This is a genomic window from Desulfuromonas acetexigens (assembly GCF_900111775.1).
Taxonomy (GTDB): Bacteria; Desulfobacterota; Desulfuromonadia; order Desulfuromonadales; family Trichloromonadaceae; genus Trichloromonas; species Trichloromonas acetexigens.
The window spans coordinates 152960-170749 of the sequence record NZ_FOJJ01000039.1 but is presented as its reverse complement, the minus strand read 5'-3'; the positions used below and the strand labels follow the sequence as shown (position 1 = coordinate 170749).

The 17790-nt window shown below is 64.0% G+C and carries 16 protein-coding genes; 1 reads left to right on the top strand and 15 read right to left on the bottom strand.

All coding sequences use genetic code 11. From position 1 onward, the window contains the following. Positions 1-18 precede the first annotated feature (18 nt). Genes BQ4888_RS15495 through BQ4888_RS15470 form a run of 6 tightly spaced genes read right to left on the bottom strand, consistent with a single transcriptional unit; the run spans position 19 to position 7996 of the window. Entirely contained in the window at positions 19-630 is a 612-nt protein-coding gene (locus BQ4888_RS15495; protein ID WP_092058284.1) for an FmdE family protein, read from the bottom strand. Beyond that, on the bottom strand, positions 617-2407 hold the full coding sequence (locus BQ4888_RS15490; protein WP_092058281.1) for an ABC transporter ATP-binding protein: 1791 nt from the start codon (positions 2405-2407) through the stop codon (positions 617-619). The genes BQ4888_RS15495 and BQ4888_RS15490 overlap by 14 nt, the downstream gene beginning before the upstream one ends. 3 nt (positions 2408-2410) lie before the next feature. Beyond that, complete coding sequence (locus BQ4888_RS15485; protein WP_092058279.1) at positions 2411-3244, bottom strand: ABC transporter permease; 834 nt, start codon at positions 3242-3244, stop codon at positions 2411-2413. Further along, positions 3234-4196 carry an ABC transporter permease gene (locus BQ4888_RS15480; RefSeq protein WP_092058277.1) on the bottom strand — a complete coding sequence of 321 codons (963 nt, stop codon included), beginning with the start codon at positions 4194-4196 and terminating at the stop codon, positions 3234-3236. Before BQ4888_RS15480 ends, BQ4888_RS15485 begins: the two co-directional genes overlap by 11 nt. Further along, positions 4193-5776, bottom strand: a complete 1584-nt coding sequence (locus BQ4888_RS15475) for an ABC transporter substrate-binding protein (protein ID WP_092058275.1) — start codon at positions 5774-5776, stop codon at positions 4193-4195. The genes BQ4888_RS15480 and BQ4888_RS15475 overlap by 4 nt, the downstream gene beginning before the upstream one ends. Positions 5777-5785: 9 nt before the next feature. Further along, positions 5786-7996 carry a TonB-dependent receptor gene (locus BQ4888_RS15470; protein ID WP_092058273.1) on the bottom strand — a complete coding sequence of 737 codons (2211 nt, stop codon included), beginning with the start codon at positions 7994-7996 and terminating at the stop codon, positions 5786-5788. 217 nt (positions 7997-8213) lie between these two features. Here BQ4888_RS15470 and BQ4888_RS15465 point away from each other — a divergent pair, with 217 nt between their 5' ends. Next, positions 8214-8660 carry a DsrE family protein gene (locus tag BQ4888_RS15465; RefSeq protein ID WP_092058271.1) on the top strand — a complete coding sequence of 149 codons (447 nt, stop codon included), beginning with the start codon at positions 8214-8216 and terminating at the stop codon, positions 8658-8660. A 98-nt stretch (positions 8661-8758) separates the two neighbouring features. Here the strand turns inward: BQ4888_RS15465 and BQ4888_RS15460 are convergent, their stop codons facing one another. The 9 genes from BQ4888_RS15460 to BQ4888_RS15420 form a co-directional block, all read right to left on the bottom strand. Next, positions 8759-9487 carry an RES family NAD+ phosphorylase gene (locus tag BQ4888_RS15460; RefSeq protein ID WP_240746365.1) on the bottom strand — a complete coding sequence of 243 codons (729 nt, stop codon included), beginning with the start codon at positions 9485-9487 and terminating at the stop codon, positions 8759-8761. Beyond that, the gene (locus BQ4888_RS15455; RefSeq protein ID WP_092058267.1) at positions 9447-9830 is read right to left on the bottom strand and encodes an antitoxin Xre/MbcA/ParS toxin-binding domain-containing protein; all 384 of its coding nucleotides are present in this window, start codon (positions 9828-9830) and stop codon (positions 9447-9449) included. Before BQ4888_RS15455 ends, BQ4888_RS15460 begins: the two co-directional genes overlap by 41 nt. Positions 9831-9891: 61 nt before the next feature. Continuing rightward, the gene (locus BQ4888_RS15450) at positions 9892-10329 is read right to left on the bottom strand and encodes a PIN domain-containing protein (protein WP_092058265.1); all 438 of its coding nucleotides are present in this window, start codon (positions 10327-10329) and stop codon (positions 9892-9894) included. Beyond that, on the bottom strand, positions 10326-10571 hold the full coding sequence (locus BQ4888_RS15445) for a DUF6364 family protein (RefSeq protein ID WP_092058263.1): 246 nt from the start codon (positions 10569-10571) through the stop codon (positions 10326-10328). Before BQ4888_RS15445 ends, BQ4888_RS15450 begins: the two co-directional genes overlap by 4 nt. Positions 10572-10735: 164 nt before the next feature. Beyond that, positions 10736-13936 carry a carbamoyl-phosphate synthase large subunit gene (gene carB / locus BQ4888_RS15440; RefSeq protein WP_092058261.1) on the bottom strand — a complete coding sequence of 1067 codons (3201 nt, stop codon included), beginning with the start codon at positions 13934-13936 and terminating at the stop codon, positions 10736-10738. 165 nt (positions 13937-14101) lie between these two features. Continuing rightward, positions 14102-15187: a KamA family radical SAM protein gene (locus BQ4888_RS15435; RefSeq protein ID WP_092058259.1), complete on the bottom strand. Its 1086-nt coding sequence runs from the start codon at positions 15185-15187 to the stop codon at positions 14102-14104. A 6-nt stretch (positions 15188-15193) separates the two neighbouring features. Continuing rightward, a complete protein-coding gene (locus BQ4888_RS15430; protein WP_092058257.1) occupies positions 15194-15676 on the bottom strand; it encodes a GNAT family N-acetyltransferase in 483 nt (160 codons plus the stop codon). After that, positions 15663-16679, bottom strand: a complete 1017-nt coding sequence (locus BQ4888_RS15425) for a D-alanine--D-alanine ligase family protein (RefSeq protein ID WP_092058255.1) — start codon at positions 16677-16679, stop codon at positions 15663-15665. Before BQ4888_RS15425 ends, BQ4888_RS15430 begins: the two co-directional genes overlap by 14 nt. Further along, positions 16657-17721 (bottom strand): D-alanine--D-alanine ligase family protein, encoded by a 1065-nt coding sequence (locus BQ4888_RS15420; RefSeq protein ID WP_092058253.1) that lies wholly within the window; start codon positions 17719-17721, stop codon positions 16657-16659. Before BQ4888_RS15420 ends, BQ4888_RS15425 begins: the two co-directional genes overlap by 23 nt. Positions 17722-17790 lie beyond the last annotated feature (69 nt).

The window sequence follows — 17790 nt, the reverse complement described above, 5'->3', positions numbered from 1 at the left end:
CCAGCCCGGCGTGGCCTGCTACCAGCCCCGGCCGTAATTTTCCGCACAGGGAATGCAGACCTTCTTTCCCGCGCGCAGGCGAACACGCGGCTCCATCACCTGCTCGCCGCACTGCTCGCAGATGAGCGAAGAGAAGAGGCGTGCCCGTTCCGGCGCTTCGGGGTCGACCATCTCGATACGAAACCAGCGCTCCGGCGGGTCGGCAAGAAAGTCCGCGATCTTCTTCCGCTGCGCGGTCCAGAAGGACTGCCGTTCACCATCGTCGGCCCTGCCGCCGAAAACCTTGAGCATCAACGCTTCCTGCTCCGGCGTACGGTTGAAAAGATCGGCGGCGAGGGCGATGCGCACGCCCCGGTTTTTGCGCCGGTCGATGATGGTGAAGACGTTCTTGCCATGATCGCGGTAGATCAGATTGCCCTTGCCGAGGGTACAGCCAAGGACGGACTGGATGGCATCGACCCCGCAGGCATCGCATTCGACGATAGCGACCAGTTCTTCATCCTCAGCTCGGGCGATGGCGAGACGCTTTAGAGCGACACGGGCCGCCGCATAACCGACGGCGAGGCCGATACAGGCATGGCCGTGCAGGCGAATACTTTCCTGAAAGGCCGGTTCATCAGTAACATTCATCGAAATCTCCCAGTTCATAAGAGGCGTTGAGCAGTTCTCGGGTATAAGGATGGGCGGGACGCTGCAAGACCTGAGCGGCGTTACCGACCTCGACCAGCCGACCGGCGTGCATGACGCCGATCCTGTCGCAGACCTTGCGCGCCAATCCAAGATCGTGGGTCACCAAGAGCAGTGTCAAGCCCTTCTCAATCTGCAGATCGAGCAGCAGCTTCAGGATCTTGGCTTGGACGCTGGGGTCGAGGGCGCTGGTCGGTTCGTCGGCAATGAGCAGCAGCGGTTCGGTGATCAGGGCGCGGGCGATGCACAACCGTTGCAGCGCCCCCTGATTGAGCTGATGGGGGAGGCGGCGAAGAAATTCAGGGGCGGTCGGCAGATGGACCTCGACCAGCGCCCGCGTAACCCGCTCACGAAGCACATCCGCCGAGTCGGTTTGCCCTTGAATACGCAGCGGCTCGGCGACGATCCCGAAGACATCGAAGCGCGGGCTCACCGCCAGGGCCGGATGCTGCTGGACGATCCCTATCCGGCGCGCCAGGCTCAAGCGATCCCGCCGCAACCAGTCCTCCAGATCCCGGCCGGAGAAATCGCGCCGACCGCCGTCGGGGCGCAGGGCGCCGGCGGCGATCATCGCCAGGGTGCTCTTACCCGAACCCGTTTCCCCCACCAGACCGAAGACCTCCCCTTGACGCAGCCGCAGATCGACCGGGGCGAGGGCGGTGACGCCGGCGTAGGCCTTTTCCACCTGATGCAATTCGAGAAGGTTGACGATTCCCCCCCGGCGACAGCGCAAGCGATGCCCGCCGACGGAGCACAGTTCCGGTTCTTCCTCCCGGCACGCCGCCTCGGCCTGGGTGCAGCGCGGCGCAAAGAGGCAGCCTCGCTCCGGGGCATGGCCATTTTCCCCCGGGTCGCCGCTCCCCATCGTATGAACATGGTCCGCCGCCAGACGGTCATGGGCGTGAACCATGCGATAGAAGGCGTCGCCGCGCATGCCGCCAAGATCGCGAACGCCATCGATGCGGGGATAGGACCGCACCAGGGCGCGGGTGTAGGGATGGCAAGGATTCGCGAAGAGATCCCGAGCGGGCAGTTCTTCGAGTATCCGGCCGAGATAGAGAACCGCCACCCGATCGGCCAGGCGCCGACAGCTGTCGAGATCATGGCTGATCAACAGGATCGCCTTGCCCCGGCGCCGCTGATCGCGAATGACTTCGCCGACAAATTGCCGCGCCGGGGGATCGAGGGCGGCGGTCGGTTCATCGAGAATCAGCACCTGGGGGTCGAGAATCAGCGCCATGGCCAGCAGCGCCCGCTGAATCTGACCGCCGCTCAACTCATGGGGATAGCGCCGCGCCGCCGCCGGATCGAGTCCCATGGCGGTCAAGGCCATTTCCGCTTGCGCCAACGCCGCCCCCGACCCCAGCCCGCGATGCTCGATCAGCGGCTCGGCCACCTGCGCGCCGATGGACAGTACCGGATTGAGGGCAGCGGCGCCGTTCTGACCGACCATGGCGATGCGCGCCCAACGCACCCGATTCCATGCCCCTTCCGAAAAACCGGTCAGCTCCTCCCCATCCAGGCGCACCACGCCGTCGATGCGGGCATTTTTATCCGTCAATCCCAGCAAGCTGCGGGCCAGGGTAGTTTTGCCCGAACCCGATTCCCCAACCAGCGCCAGCACCCGCCCCGGCTCCAGGCGCAGATCAACGCGATCGAGGGCGAGCAGATCGTGTTCCCCCTCCCGATAGCGGACCTGCAGTTGCGAACATTCGAGCATTGATCAATCTTCCTTCAGGCGCGGATCAAACCGCGCTTCGCAGCCGACAGCGAGCAGGGTCAGGGAGAGAATGAGGAGACTCAGGCAGAGGAGCGGCGGCAGCAGCCAGTGCCACCAGATATCGAGATAGTAGTACTGGATACCGTCGCGCAACGTCTGCCCCAGGGATTTGCGCCCCGGCTCGAAAAGGCCGAGAAAGGCAAGCGACGCCTCCATGGCCAGGGCCATGCGCACCTTTCCCGCCAAACCCGCGAGAAAGAGCGGCGCGAGTTCGGGCAGCAGATGCTTCCCAAGAATGTAGGATGCCGAAGCACCCATTTGCCGGGCCGCCGCTACGTGCGGGCGTTTGCGCAGGGACAGGGCCTGGGCGCGGAGACTGCGAGCGGTGCTCGGCCAGCTCAGCAGGGCGAGGAGAAGCGCCAGGAGCAGGGGCGAAGGCGGCGTCAGAACGGCCAGCAGAAGTAGGGGCATCACCAGGGGAATGGCCAGGAGCACATCAGCCAGGCTCATACAGACGGCATCGACGGCACCGCCGAACCAGGCCGCGATCAGGCCGACGGCGACTCCCAGCGCCAGCGCCGAAAAGCCGCCGACGAGGCCAAAAGCCAGACTGTTGCGCAAGCCGTAAAGCAGTTCGACAAAAAGATCCATCCCGGCATCGTTGACCCCCAGCCAGTGGCTGCCGTCCGGCGGACTCAGGGGAACAAAGGTCATGGCCTGGGGGTCGTGGGGGCTCAGCCAGGGACCGAGCAGGGCTGCCGCCAGCAGCAGCATCAAGAGCGCCCCACCAATCCGCAACCAACCGTTGTCAAACCGCCGCCGCAACTCAACACCCATGACTCACCCGGGGATCGAGGCGTCGGTAGAGCAACTCCACACCCAGACTGAGCGCCAGCACCGAGAGCGACGAGAAGAGGATGATCCCCCGCGCCAGGGGCAGATCCCGCTGGGCGACCGCCTCCACCAGCAGGCGCCCCAGTCCCGGATAGGCAAAGAGGGTTTCGACCACCAGGGCGCCGGTCACCATCAGGGAAAAGCGCAGGCCGAAACGGGTCACCAGGGGCAAGAGGGCGTTCCGCGCGCCATGGCGGTAACGCACCCGCCAGGGGGGAAGTCCCTTGGCCCGGGCCGTTTCCAGGTAGGGGGCAGTAAGAACCAGGAGCATGCTCGCCCGCGTCAGCAGAAAATTCCCCGGCAGATAGGCCAGAACCAGGGTCAGCAGGGGCAACGCCAGATGCCGCAAAAGATCCAGAAGCCAGTCGGTGCCGGCAAGCCCGGCGTAGGCGGTCTGCGCCCCCGAGGCCGGCAGCCATTCCAGGCGCAGGGCGAAAAGAAGCAGCAGCAACAGGCCGCTGACCAGCTCGGGCACCCCCTCGAGCAGGCTCATGGCGGCGACACTCCCCTTCTCCAGCGGCGAACCCCACCGCCAGGCAACCTCCACCCCGGCAATGAAGCCGCCGAGGGTGGAGAGGAGATGGGCGCTTCCCATGAGCAACAGAGTCCAGGGAAAAGCCGCGGCGATCAGCTCCAGAACTGGTTTTCCCAAGGCCAGGGAGCGTCCCCAATCCCCGCGCGCCAGCGCCGAGAGGTAACCGCCGAAGCTCTCCGCCGACGCGAAGCGTTCGCGCAGGTCCGCCGTCCGATCGGCATCGAGCACGACCTCACCACCTTGCCAATGGGCGCTGACGAAATCCCCCGGCAGCAAGCGCGGCAAGGCGTGACTGAGCACCAGCAAGAGGCTTGCGGCCAGGGCATAGGCCGTCAGGGTCGGCCACAACTTTCCCCTCACGGCAGCAGCGCCTGCTTGTTCTGGGGGATGGGTACTCCCTTGCCGAGTCCGCCCCGGGTGAAATACCAGGAAATCCCCTTCTCCGGGCGGTAGGCGCTCAGATTCGCCGGATAGTAGAGAGGCAGGGCCGGCAACTCCTCGGCGAGCAGTTCCTGAATGCGAAAGACCAGCGCCCGGCGTTTTTCCTCGTCCATCTCCATCAGCTGTTTTTCCAGCAGAAGCGTCAGTTCGGGATTTTTGTCGAACCGGGCGCTGTTGAAGGCGCCCCCCCGGTTCGGCAGGATCATTTCGTTGAGGATTTTCGAATCGCCGCCGATGCCGCCATGGCCGGAAAGAGCCAGGTCGAACTCCCCCCGGGTCAGGCGCTGATCGGCGACGGCCTGCTCCAGCACCCGCAGATCGACCTGCAGGCCGAGCGCTTCCAGCTGCTGTTTGAGGATCAGTCCGTCCCGGTCGCCGCCGCTGCCGCCGGCCACGGCGATGGATGAAGAGAGCAGCTCCAGCCGCAATGCCTGCCCCTCTCGCCGCAAGACACCCGCGCCGTCCGGCCGGTAACCGAGCTCGGCCAAAAGCGCCCGCGCCCGAGCGGGATCGTAGCCATAGGTTGGGGTCGAGGGATTGGAGAAGGGATGACCCGGCGCAAGCAGGCCGGGAGAGGCCGGGACGGCGAAGCCGCGCTGACTCTTGGCGATCAGATCCTTAAGATCGACGGCATGGGCCAACGCCTGCCGGAAGCGGCGGTCGGAAAAGGGAAACTTGTCGTGATTGATCATCAGCTTGCGCACCCAGCCCTCGCTCTCTTCGATCACCGTCAAACCCTCCCGCCGCAGCGGCTCGGCCATCTCCGGCCGGATCGCCGCCAGGTCGGCCTGGCCGTTGGCGAGAGAAATCAGCGGATTGGCGGAGCGCAGGTAGATCAGCCGTTGCACCCGGGGCGGCCCCTGATAGTAGTCGGCAAAGGCCTCGAAGAGATAGCTGCCGCGAACCTTATCGAAGTCGCGAAAGCGGAACGGGCCGCTGCCGATAAAGGCCTCCGGCGCGTCGAAGCTCAGGGGATCATCCACCGGCTCCCAGATATGCCGGGGCAAGATCGGCAGGGTGCCGCCGATTTCCGCCAGAAACGGGGCATAAGACCGCGCCAGGTGCAGGGTGACGCGGCGCGCATCGTGCACCTCGGCCCGCGCCACCACCGAGACGTCGGCCCAGCCGTAAGGATGGCGGCGGTAGTAGTCGATGCTGAAGGCGACATCCTCGGCGGTCAGGGGCCGCCCGTCATGCCAGCGCGCCTCGGGCCACAGCTCGAAGGTGCAAGCGGTCTTCCTTTCGTTCCAGCTCCAGGAGCGGGCCAGGGCCGGGACCAGACCGTCGCGGTCCTTCCACAGCAGGCTGTCGAAAACCCAACTCATGCGCACGAAGCCCGACCCGCGGGGATAGTGGCGAAAGGGATTGGGCGGGCCGTGGTCGCCACGCTCGTCGGCGATGCGGAGCTCCGCCACCGGCCGCGCGGTGGAGGAGCCGAAGGCCCCCGGCGGTTCGGGCAAAAGGGAAAGGAAGCAGAACAGACAGAAGATGCGGAGCATGGGCGGGCGTCAGAATTTCAGATCCACGGTCAGTACCGTGGTCAGGGGCGCCCCCGGGTAGTAGCCGGTCTGCCCCTCGCGACTGTCATCAAAGGCGTTGATGACCGAGACGTACTTGCGGTTCAGGAGATTGTTCAATTCCAGACCGATCTTCAGGGTTTCAACCGGCCCGACATCTCGGAAGCTGTAACTGCCGCGCAGATCGACCAGCAGGCATGAGCCGATCCGCTCCCGGTGCTCCACATCGCCGTGGCGGGCCCCCATCCAGCGCAGCACGGGCGCGATCTCGGCGGCGCCGAGGCGATAGATCAGGCCGCTCTTCACCTGCAGGCGGGGGGTATCCACAACCTGGCGTCCCTCGCTGTCGAGGCGGGCGCCGGCAAAGGTCAGATCCTTGTCGTAGGTCAGCACGGTGTAGCTGGGATTTACGAAGAGCGTCAGATTTTCCCTCGGGTAGGCGTTCATTTCCAGGTCGATCCCGTAACCGCTCGCTTCGCCGACATTCTGCTGGTAATTCAGATCGACCCGGGGATCGTAAACGCTGGTGAGCAGATTTTTGTGCCGGGACAAAAACAGCGTCGGCGCCAGATCGAACCAGTCGCCGGCGTAGCGCAGGCCGAGATCGACGGTGTCGGACTTCTCCAGATCGTATCCGTCGAAGAGTTGCTGGAGATCGATTCCCTGGCCCTGGAAGCGGGCGCGCTGGTTGTTGTACAGGGTCGCCAGGGGCAAATAGGCATAGGGGCGGATGAAGTTGCGGCCGTAGCCGGCATACAGTTGCAGCCGCTCGTTCAGGTCAAAGGCGACGCCGAGGGTGGGCAGCCAGATATCGTACACTTCTGCCGCGCGGTCGAGATCCGCGGCGCGCACCGGGGCATAGTCGGGGGCGGGACCGGCGACATAGCCCCGGCTGTCCGAATCCTCGAAACGAAAATATTTCATCCCGGCCTGCCAGTCGAACGCGCCCAGGCGACCGGCGAATTTGAGATAGGGGCTGTGGATGCGGGTATCCCCGGCACTCGCCATGACCCCCAGCCCCCGGTACTCCAGACCGCCGGGGGTGATGGCGAAGTTCCGGGTGAAAACATCCATATCGGAATTTTCGAAGTGGTAACCGAGAACCGTTTCGATTTCTCCCAACTCGCCTTGGACCTCGGCGATGACGCCGCCGCGCTCGATGTCCCGGTTGCGCTCCTGCACCCGCCCCCCCTGAACGGTCACGCCTTCGCGGATGCGGGAATCTTCCCAGGAAAAATAGGGTTTGAAGATGAACTTCAGGGTGTCGGCGGTAGTCAGGGTCAGAATCGAAATCAGGTCGTCGTTGCGATAAACACCGCGATTGTCATCGTAATAATAGATATCGTCGGCAGCGGCACCACTGCGGACCTCGTTGAAATCCTTGCGGTAGTTGCCCTTCAGATCGCGAATGTCGGCATAGCTCAGGGCGCGGTAAAGATGCTGGTCGAGCTCATTGCGGTTGTACCAGAGCTTGAGATCGGCCTTCTCACCGAGGGGCTGGGAAAAACCGAGATTGAGGTTGCGCCGGGGCCCCACCTCACCGGGCCCCCGCCATTTGTCGGCGTCGCCGTAGGAAGAGGCGACGGAAAAACGCGTGTCGATATCATTGAGGGATCCGCTATCGAGCCGCAGGTAGCTGCGGGAATAGTCATGGGAACCGAACCCCTGCTTCAGGCGCAGGGCGAATTCCTCCCCCGGCCACTCGGGATGAAGCACGACGGCCCCTCCCCGGGAGCCGACGCCGGTGCCGATGTCGGCGGGCACCGGCCCCTTGTAGAGAGAAAGCCCCGCCATGTTCTCCAGATCGTAAAGATAGTCGCGGGGACCGATGGGATTGAGGCCGAAGTTCGGCACCCCTTCCACGGTCAGCGCCCCCAATATTCCCCGCACGCCGCGCACGCGTAAATTGCCCTGTTCGGCCGCCAGCCCGACGCCGTCGGCGCTTTCGACGCTGAGCCCGGGCAGGATGCCGAGGGCCTCGGCAACCCGGGAGGAGGCCGCGCTCCCCTGCAGCGCCACCCCTTCAGCGGTTACCCTGCTGCCGGTATAAACTGTTTCGCCGGCCTGTTGCGTGGGGAGGATGAGTTCCTGACCGGAAACGACGACCGGCGCCAGCAGGGGCGGCTCTTCGGCGGCGGCACCCAGGGGAAGAAAAGCCACGAGGCAAAGCGTTATCAACGACAAGGGATTAAAGAGCGGCATGGCGCGACCTCCCGAATCCGCCCAAGCGGACAGAGCTGTGCTACGTAAACAAATTTCGTTGCACCATAGCCGTTCCCTCTCCGGTTTGTCAATCGCCGACGACGGCAAAGATCCGTAACACGAAATTTACCGGCCCGAAAGCTTCGAAGACCCCGCCTTTTCTGCTATGCTTTTCAGGCGAAAACACCGGAAACTTTCAACCAAGGAGGATCAAGTGATGAAGAGATACCAGTCCGGAAAAATGCTCCTGCCCGCCCTGCTGCTCGCCCTGACCCTGCTTTTTTCCACCGGCGGCGCCCTGGCGGCTGACGACTTTTGGCTGGTGATGCTCACCAGCGGCGATGTCCAGACCCAGGGTATGGCGCTGGTCCTGGCGACCGAAGCCCAGCGTCAGGGGACCCCGGTGCGGGTGCTGTTGTGTGACGAAGCCGGGAAATTGGCGCTGAAGGATTTCACCCCACCGACCCTCAAACCCCGGGACGTGACTCCGAAACAAATGCTGCAGGGACTCATGCAGAACGGCGCCCAGGTTCAGGTCTGCGCCCTCTTCCTGCCCAATTCCGGCAAGACCGCCGCCGACCTCATCGACGGCGTCACCGCCGCCACCCCACCGGAGATCGTGACACTGCTCAACGACGACGACACCCGGCTGTTGAGCTTCTGAACAGCGGAGGACACCAAAAAAAGCGCGGGGAGAGTCGACAGCGGCTCTCCCCGCGCTTTTTTTCGGCTGGCTTGCCCAGACTTCCGCTCACGTCATCCTCACCCATCCCCCCACGGCGCCGTGGCGAACACCAAGCTTTCCTCCGCGCCGCGCAGCCAGATCGCTTCCTTGCCGGTGAGGGTCAGAATCCAGGTCTGGGTGACGGCCGCGGGGCGCTTGGCGGCGAAGGCCCGGGGCGTGAGAAGCGCCGCGCAGAAATGGGGTTCGGGATCGCGGACCGAAAGGTAGAGAATGGCACCGATCTCCGCCTCGCGGGCGGTGCGCGCCAGGGCCTGGGTGGCGCCGTAATCGCGGGGATGCCGCCAGGCCTGTTCGTCGCGGTCAAAGGGTGGTCGCCGCAGATCGATGGCGCGGGTAGCGACGGAAACCGAAAAGGCGGTGAAGGTCGCGGGCTGCAAGCGGTCAAGCCCGGCGCAATCCCGCAGAAAACGAAAGCGCCAGTGGGCGACCTCGGCGGCCGCCGTGCGTGGAAGTTCGGCCCCGTAAAAGACGCCGGGATCGGTGGGGGCGCGAAAGCGCGACCCCGAAGGGGGCCGGGTATCGTAGCGGAAGGGGCTGAAGAGCAGATAGTCGAGGCCGGCAGCCTCGGCGGGGATGGGAGATTTGCTCGCTTCGAGAATCTCTTCGAGCAGTTCCTGCTCGGCGCGGGTTTCCACCAGTTTGGCCGTCGCCGCCAGGTGCTGCGCCTCGACCATGCGCCAGACGCGGCAACGCAGCGCCTGCGCCTCAGACGTGACCGCGGCAGGCGTCCAAGTAGGTGACGACACGGACCAATCCCTCCGTAGTATCGATGAGATCGATGGGCTTCGCCCCGGCGAAGGCCCGGTTTTCGCTTTTCAGCCAGGTTCTGGCATGGGCCGCCGCGCCGCCGACGATGGCGTCGAGGGAACGAAAGAGGCGCACCAGCAGCACGGCAAACTCCCACTCTTTCTTTTCCGGGCTCAGGCTGTAAAAATCGCCATACAAGCGAGATACCGTCGCCGGACTGACGCCGAGAATCCGCGCCAGTTTGACCTTGGAAATCTCCAGATAGGCGGCGGCGCCGATCACCGCCTTCGACAGAACCTGCCGCCGGTCGGCGGCATCCTGGGGTTGGGCATTCGATAACATAGCGGGCTCCTCCTTTCTGAAGAAATTTTACATGACTATTTTTTATAAGGAAATAAATTTTTCAATCCGCTCCCCTCTCTAACCCCATCGCTCGCAGCACCTTGAGCAGTTCTTCCGGCGCGTACACGGGCAGTTCCGCCCCACGAAAGTCCTTGCCGTTGCGGGTGACGATAGCCTGAGCACCGGATTGGCAGGCCGCCTGATGGATGACCGAATCCTCGAAATCGTCGAAATTGCCGGTCAGGGCCGCTTCCAGCACCGGCCGGGTAATCGGCGCGATTTCAAAGAGGGACAGCAGGACGGCGACCGCTTGGCGGGCCTGCTCCCGGCCCAGGGTCTTGGCCGACAAATAATGAATGGTGGTGAGGGTGGTCGCGCCTAGACAGCCGCCGATTATTCCACGCTCCACGGCAGCAAAAAGCCTGGCGGCCGCCTCGGCATGGGGCGCGCGGTCGATGAGCAGATCGAGAACGACATTCGTGTCGAAAAGCACCTTCATCGGTTTTTCTCTTCCAAATGGCGCCGATAATCGGCCTCATCTACATGCGCCCCGCGCAGCAACCCCCGCAGCGAGCAAGTCAGCGGCGCCGTTTCCTGCGGCGCGGTGGGTTCGTTCCCGGCAGGCAAGAGCCGAAAATAATCGGCCACCACCTGCGAAACCGATTTTCCGGAGCGGGCCGCATAGTTTTTGGCCTGATCGATCAGTTCATCATCCAGCCGCAAGGTCAGCTTGGTCTGCATTTGATCCTCCCCCATCAACATGCCGTATATTTTTTTAAAAAACTATACGGCATACAATTTCGCAATGCAAGCCCCCTGCGGGCAAATCTCCCCGGAAACAAAAAGGGCGGGGCGACGATTCCTGCCGTCGACCCCGCCCCGAATTTTTTGCCGTCAATCTAATGCTAACGAATGGCGGCGTGATATTCCTGCAGGCTGTGAATCTCCTCCTGGCCCCGGCGCCGGGCGGCAATGCCCTGGGCGGCGGCGAGGGCGGCGGCGGTGGTGGTGATGTAGGGCACCTTGTAGCGGATCGCCGCTTTGCGGATGTAGGAGTCGTCGTAGGCACTGAGTTTGCCGACGGGGGTGTTAATCAGCAGCTGGATCTCACCGTTCTTGATGGCATCAGCGATGTTCGGCCGCCCCTCGTGCAGCTTCTGGATGACGGTGGCGGCGATCCCCTGGGAAGTCAGATAGGCCTGGGTGCCGGCGGTGGCGCGGATGGTGAAGCCGTGCTCGACGAAGAGGCGGGCCGCTTCGAGCACCCCGGCCTTGTCCTGCTCGGCGACGGTGATGAGTACCGTTCCTTGCAGCGGCAGCGGCGAATTGGCCCCTTCTTGGGCCTTGAAGTAGGCCAGGCCGTAGTTGCTCGCCAGCCCCAGCACTTCGCCGGTGGAGCGCATCTCCGGCCCGAGCACCGGGTCGACCTCGGGGAACATACCGAAGGGGAAGACCGCCTCCTTGACCCCGAAATGGGTGAATTCGCGACGCTTAAGTCCCTGCTCGGCGAGTTTTTTCCCGAGCATGGCCGCCACCGCAATGCGCGGCATGGGGATGGCGCAGACCTTGGAGACTAGCGGCACGGTGCGACTGGCGCGGGGATTGGCTTCGAGAATGTAGACCTTGTCGTCGGCGATGGCGTACTGGATGTTCATCAGCCCGACCACCCCCATCTCCACGGCAATGCGCCGGGTGTACTCCTCGATGGTGGCGATATGCTTAGCCGGGATGGAAACGGGCGGAATGACGCAAGCCGAATCCCCGGAGTGAACCCCGGCCAGCTCGATATGCTCCATCACCGCCGGGACGAAGGCCTCGGTGCCGTCGGCGATGGCGTCGGCCTCAGCCTCGATGGCGTTCTGCAGGAAACGGTCGATGAGAATCGGCCGCTCGGGGGAGATTTCCACCGCCTTTTGCAGATACTCGCGGAGCATCGATTCGTCGTGCACCACTTCCATGGCGCGGCCGCCGAGAACGAAGGAGGGTCGCACGATCAGCGGATAGCCGATGCGCGCGGCGATCTCCACGGCCTGGGCCTCGGTCGCCGCCATTCCCGATTCGGGCTGGGGGATGCCGAGTTTGACCATCGTCTGATTAAAGAGATCGCGATCCTCGGCCTGGTCGATGGTCGCCGGGCTGGTGCCGAGGATGCGTACCCCCGCCTCTTCGAGCTGGCGGGCGATGTTCAGCGGTGTCTGCCCGCCGAACTGCACGACTACCCCTTCGGGCTTTTCTTTCTCGTAAATGGCGAGGACGTCCTCGACGGTGAGAGGCTCGAAGTAGAGCTTGTCTGAGGTATCGTAGTCGGTGGAGACGGTCTCGGGGTTGCAGTTGATCATGATCGTCTCGAAACCGGCCTCGCGCAGGGCCAGGGCGGTATGGACGCAGCAGTAGTCGAATTCGATCCCCTGGCCGATGCGGTTGGGACCGCCGCCGAGGACCATGATCTTCTTGCGGTCGGAAACGGTGACCGAATCGGGGGCGTTGTAGGTGGAAAAGTAGTAGGCAGCATTTTCCACTCCGCTCACCGGCACCGCCTCCCAGGCCTCGACCATGCCGAGCGCGGTGCGTTTGCTGCGGATCGCCTCTTCGCTCAGGCCGAGAATCTGCGCCAGGTAGCGGTCGGCGAAGCCGTCCTTTTTCGCCTGGATCAGCAGGGCATCGGGGGGCAGGCTCCCTTTGTGCTGGAGGATTTCCTCTTCGAGCTCGACCAGCTCCTTCATCTGCTGCAGGAACCAGGGCTTGATAAAGGTCTTGGCATAGAGCATGTCGATATCAGCGCCCTTGCGCAGCGCCTCGTAAAGAATGAACTGGCGCTCGCTGGAGGGCTCGGCGAGGAGTTCCAGCAGTTCCGGCAGGGAGCGCTTGTTGAAATCCTTGGCGAAACCGAGGCCGTAACGACCGTTCTCCAGGGAGCGGATCGCCTTGTGCAGCGCCTCTTTGTAGTTCTTGCCGATGCTCATCACCTCACCGACGGCGCGCATCTGGGTGCCGAGCTTGTCGTGTACCCCCTTGAACTTCTCGAAGGCCCAGCGGGCGAACTTGACCACCACGTAGTCGCCGGACGGAGTGTACTTGTCGAGGGTGCCGTCGCGCCAGTAGGGAATTTCATCCAGCGTCAAGCCGGCGGCGAGTTGGGCCGAAACCAGGGCGATGGGGAAACCGGTGGCCTTGGAGGCCAGCGCCGAGGAGCGGGAGGTGCGGGGATTGATCTCGATGACCACCACCCGGCCGCTCTTCGGATCGTAGGCGAACTGGACGTTGGTGCCGCCGATCACCTCGATGGCGTCGACGATGCGGTAGGCGTATTCCTGCAAGCGCGCCTGGAGTTCGGGATCGATGGTGAGCATCGGCGCGGTGCAGAAGGAATCGCCGGTGTGGACGCCGACGGCGTCGACGTTCTCGATGAAGCAGACGGTGATCTTCTGGTTCTTGGCGTCGCGCACCACTTCCAGTTCAAGCTCTTCCCAGCCGAGAATCGACTCCTCGATGAGGACCTGGCTCACCGGGCTGGCGGCGAGGCCGCGACTGACGATGGTCTCGAACTCCTCCAGATTGTAGGCGAAGCCGCCGCCGGTGCCGCCCATGGTGTAGGCGGGGCGGATGACGACCGGCAGACCGATGCGGCCGACGATCTCCAGGGCCTGATCGAGGCTGACGGCGATTTCGCTGCGCGCCGTCTCGATCCCCAACTGGGTCATGGTCTCCTTAAACGTTTCCCGGTCCTCGCCGCGTTTGATGGCGTCGAGGTTGACGCCGATCACCCGCACCCCGTACTTGTCGAGAACGCCGAGGCGCGCCAGTTCGCTGGAGAGGTTGAGGGCGGTCTGGCCGCCGAGGTTGGGGAGCAGGGCGTCGGGACGTTCCTTCTCGATGATCTCGGTGAGCCGGGCGACGTTGAGCGGCTCAATGTAGGTGGCGTCGGCCATCCCGGGGTCGGTCATGATCGTCGCCGGATTGGAGTTGACCAGCACGATTTGGTAGCCGAGCTTGCGCAGCGCCTTGCAGGCCTGGGTACCGGAATAGTCGAATTCGCAGGCCTGACCGATAATGATCGGGCCGGAGCCGATAATGAGAACTTTCTTTACGTCGTCGCGTCGCGGCATCGGGACCTCCTATGAAAAACACGCCAATGTGTCTCTGTTCAACGGGCTAATATCGCAGAGTTCGCCCCGTGACGCAACCGTATTAACGCGGACCTAAAGCAGAAATATCGCGAAGAAAGAAGCCGCCCCCGATTCCCAGGGAACCGGGGGCGACAGCAGAAGGGATCAGCGGCAGTCGTTGACGGCGCTGCGTTTTTCTTCGATCAGGGCGGGGGCGGGGTTGGCGTAGCGGTAGGTTTCCCCCTGGTAATTCTTGAGCACCACCTCTTCCCCCAGGCTTTGCAGATAATCGGGCAGCAGCGGAATTTTGCCACCGCCGCCGGGGGCGTCGATGACGTAGGCCGGCACCCCCAACCCCGAGGTGTGGCCGCGCAGGGCGCGGACGATCTCCAGCCCTTCCTCGACGCTGGTACGGAAGTGGTCGGTCCCCTGCACCATGTCGGCCTGGTAGAGGTAGTAGGGCTTGACCCGGATCGCCAGCAGCTTCTGCATCAGCCGCTTCATTACCACTGGATCGTCGTTGACCCCACGCAGCAGCACGGTCTGATTGCCCAGGGGGATGCCGGCGTCGGCGAGGCGCGCGCAGGCTTTGGCCGCGAGTTCGGTGATCTCGTCCGGGTGGTTGAAATGGGTGTTGAGATAGAGCGGGTGAAAGCGCCGCAGCAGGCGCACCAGGGCCGCCGTGATGCGCTGCGGCAGAACCACCGGCACCCGGCTGCCGATGCGGATGATCTCGACGTGGGCAATCGCTCGCAGTTCCTTGAGAATCCACTCCAGACGCTCGTCGGAGAGGAGCAGCGGGTCGCCGCCGGAGAGGATCACGTCGCGGATTTCCCCGTGTTCGCGGATATAGGCCAGGCCCCGCTCGATGGAGGCGCGGTCGATCACCATCTCCTCGCCGCCGACCTTACGCTTGCGGGTGCAGAAGCGGCAGTACATGGCGCACTCGGAACAGACCAGAAAGAGCACCCGGTCGGGATAGCGGTGGACCAGGTTCGGCACCGGGCTCTGGTTCTCTTCCTCCAAGGGATCGGCCGGGCAGACGGCGTCGCGCAGCTCCTCCTCCGCCGGCACCGCCTGCCTCCAGATGGGGTCGCCGACTTCCTTGATGAGCCCGAGATAGTAGGGATTGACCCGCATCGGGTAGCGCGCCGCCACTTCTTCGAGGGGCCGGGGATCGACGCCGAAGCGACGAGTCAGGTCGCCGGGACGGGTCAGGCTTTCCTGCAGCAGTTTCTGCCAGGTTTCCATCTTGCGTTAGATCTCCTCACGGCAAGAGAAACGTTTGACGTAAGTGATGCGGTCATCGCCGGGCTTGTAAAAATCCCGCAGCCGCGCCTCTTCCACATACCCGGCCTGATCGTAGAAGCGCCGGGTGCGTTCGTACCCCCCCTGGGACGAGGTTTCCAGACAGATCATGCGCCCTCCCGCCCGGCGCGCTTCGGCCTCGGCCTGTTCCATCAGGCGCCGGCCGAGGCCTTGCCCCTGCACCGTCGGATCGGTGGCGATCCAGTAGATGTCGTAAACCCCCTCGGTGAGGGGGACCGGGCCGTAGAGGATATAACCGGCGACCTGGCTGTCATTCTCGGCCACCGCCACCCGGTAATCCTGCTGCCAGGGCTGGGCGATGACGATCTCGAGCAGTTCGACGGCACACTCGATCTCGACTTCGGTGAAGGCGCCGGTCGCTTGGAGAATCCGGGTCAGGGCCGGAAGATCGGTCGCTTCAAGGTTTCGCATGGGCACTCTCCCGGCGTTTCAGGGCCAGCTGGAGAATCCGTTCCACCAGCCGGGGATAGCCGATGCCGGCGGCTTGCGCGCTGCGGGCCAGGCCGGCGTCGGGGGACAGATCGGGGTTGGCGTTGAGTTCAAGAATATAGGGCACCCCGTCGCGCAGGCGGATGTCGACCCGGGCGTAATCCCGGCAGTCGAGGAGTTTGCAGGCGCGCATGGCGACATCACGCACCAGTAGCAGTTCCTTGGCCTTCAAGGGCGCCGGGCAGAGCGGCTCGGTCTGGGCGTACTCCTGGGAATCCTCCAGCCACTTGCCGTCGTAGCTGACGATGGCGCGCTTGAGCCCCGACTTGAAGACGATCTCGGAGACCGGCAAAACCTCCATCGGCGCGTTGCCGAGCACGGCGACATTGAGCTCCCGCCCGTCGATAAACTCCTCGATCAGCGCTCCCTGGCGGTAGGTTTCGTGAACATAGGCGATGCGCCGGGTCAGCGCCTTTTCGTCATCGACGATGCTCTCCAGGGTGATCCCCAGGGAGGCATCCTCGAAGCGCGGTTTGACCATCAGCGGATAGCTCAGGTTCTTGGTCTTGGGGAAGTGTTCCCCCAGCTTCACCAGCACATAGCGAGGCGTCGGCAGGTTGTGCGCCGCCAACAGATCCTTGGTCCGCGCCTTGTCCTGGGTCAACCCCAGGCACAGGGGGGCGGAACCGGTGTAGGCCAGGCCGAGCAGATCGAAGAGCGCCGCGACGTGCAGCTCCTTGCGGCTGTCCCCCCAGAAGCCCTCGCAAAGATTGAAAACGACCTCGGGCCGGGCGGCGCGCAGGGCCTCGGCGAAGGCCGGGGCATCGGCGGCCAGCGGCACCAGCTTGACCTCATGCCCCAGTTGCCGCAGGGCGGCCTTGACCGCGCGCGCCTCTTTCTCGGCGCCTTCCTCGGAAATGCGGTCGCGGGACTCCCCCTTGAGCAGTTTTCGGGGAACCTGATTAAAACATACGGAGACGTTCATCTTGAACCCCTTGCAGATTGAGCCGTTCGCCGGCCGCTTCGACCACCGCGAGAATCATCTCTTCGTAGGATAGCCCGGCCGCCCGCGCCGCTTTGGGGAAGCAGCTGTTCTGCTCGGGGCGGGGGAGGATGCCAGGCAGCGGGTTCAGTTCGATGATGGCGGGCAGCCCGCGCGCATCGAGTCGCACATCGATGCGGCACCAGTCGCGACAGCCCATGACGGCGAAGGCCCGCCGGCAGATTTCCTCGATCTGTTTCTGCAAGAGCGGTTCGAGCCGGGCCGGGCAGGTGAAGATCTGCAAGGGATCGTCCTCTTGATCCCAGAGCCACTTGGCTTCATAGGAATAGATCGGATTGACCCCGGCGGGAAGGGTGTCGAAATTGATCTCGACGATGGGCAGAACGCGCAGGGCGGCACCGTTGCCGAGCAGGGCCACGGTGAATTCCCGGCCGGGGAGAAACTCCTCGACCAGGGCGCTCTGGCGATAGGTATCCAGCACCCATTCGACCTGGCGCACCAGGGCCTTGCGGTCCGACACCAGGGCTTGGTCGGTGACGCCCTTGCTCGACCCTTCGAGGACCGGTTTGACCATCAGCGGGTAGCGCAGGCGGGCCGGCAGCTGCGCCGGAGAGTCGACCGTCACGAAGCGCGGCGTCGGAATCCGATGGTAGCTGAGGATTTCCTTGGTGCGCCGCTTGTCGAGACAATTGCCGAGGGTAAGGGGGTCGCTGCCGGTGTAGGGAACGCCGAGCATGTCGAGCATGGCCGGGATCTGCGCCTCGCGGCTGGCGCCGTGCAGACCTTCGGCGATATTGAAGACCAAGTCGGGCTTCAGTTCGCGAAAAGCGGCAAAGGCGTCGAGATCGGCGTTGACCAGGGAGACCCGATGATGAGTGGCGAGAGCGGATTCCACGGCACGGATGGTGTGGATGTCATCCCATTCGGCGTAGAGATCGTCAGCGGGTGCGGGCGCGGGGGGTTCGGGATCGGGTTCCGCGCAAGCGGAATCGTCCCGAAGATTGTGGGAGAGAGCGATGTGCATGTGATAACCCCTTTTTTAAGCCGTGAAGAGCGATGCCCGATGGGCGGGAGAGACGTGAAAAGGATCCGG

Bases quoted from the DNA above. Each gene is read 5' to 3' on its own strand.
- BQ4888_RS15495 (WP_092058284.1), bottom strand. From the start codon at position 630: ATGAATGTTACTGATGAACCGGCCTTTCAGGAAAGTATTCGCCTGCAC.
- BQ4888_RS15490 (WP_092058281.1), bottom strand. From the start codon at position 2,407: ATGCTCGAATGTTCGCAACTGCAGGTCCGCTATCGGGAGGGGGAACAC.
- BQ4888_RS15485 (WP_092058279.1), bottom strand. From the start codon at position 3,244: ATGGGTGTTGAGTTGCGGCGGCGGTTTGACAACGGTTGGTTGCGGATT.
- BQ4888_RS15475 (WP_092058275.1), bottom strand. From the start codon at position 5,776: ATGCTCCGCATCTTCTGTCTGTTCTGCTTCCTTTCCCTTTTGCCCGAA.
- BQ4888_RS15470 (WP_092058273.1), bottom strand. From the start codon at position 7,996: ATGCCGCTCTTTAATCCCTTGTCGTTGATAACGCTTTGCCTCGTGGCT.
- BQ4888_RS15465 (WP_092058271.1), top strand. From the start codon at position 8,214: ATGAAGAGATACCAGTCCGGAAAAATGCTCCTGCCCGCCCTGCTGCTC.
- BQ4888_RS15455 (WP_092058267.1), bottom strand. From the start codon at position 9,830: ATGTTATCGAATGCCCAACCCCAGGATGCCGCCGACCGGCGGCAGGTT.
- BQ4888_RS15450 (WP_092058265.1), bottom strand. From the start codon at position 10,329: ATGAAGGTGCTTTTCGACACGAATGTCGTTCTCGATCTGCTCATCGAC.
- BQ4888_RS15445 (WP_092058263.1), bottom strand. From the start codon at position 10,571: ATGCAGACCAAGCTGACCTTGCGGCTGGATGATGAACTGATCGATCAG.
- carB (WP_092058261.1), bottom strand. From the start codon at position 13,936: ATGCCGCGACGCGACGACGTAAAGAAAGTTCTCATTATCGGCTCCGGC.
- BQ4888_RS15435 (WP_092058259.1), bottom strand. From the start codon at position 15,187: ATGGAAACCTGGCAGAAACTGCTGCAGGAAAGCCTGACCCGTCCCGGC.
- BQ4888_RS15430 (WP_092058257.1), bottom strand. From the start codon at position 15,676: ATGCGAAACCTTGAAGCGACCGATCTTCCGGCCCTGACCCGGATTCTC.
- BQ4888_RS15425 (WP_092058255.1), bottom strand. From the start codon at position 16,679: ATGAACGTCTCCGTATGTTTTAATCAGGTTCCCCGAAAACTGCTCAAG.
- BQ4888_RS15420 (WP_092058253.1), bottom strand. From the start codon at position 17,721: ATGCACATCGCTCTCTCCCACAATCTTCGGGACGATTCCGCTTGCGCG.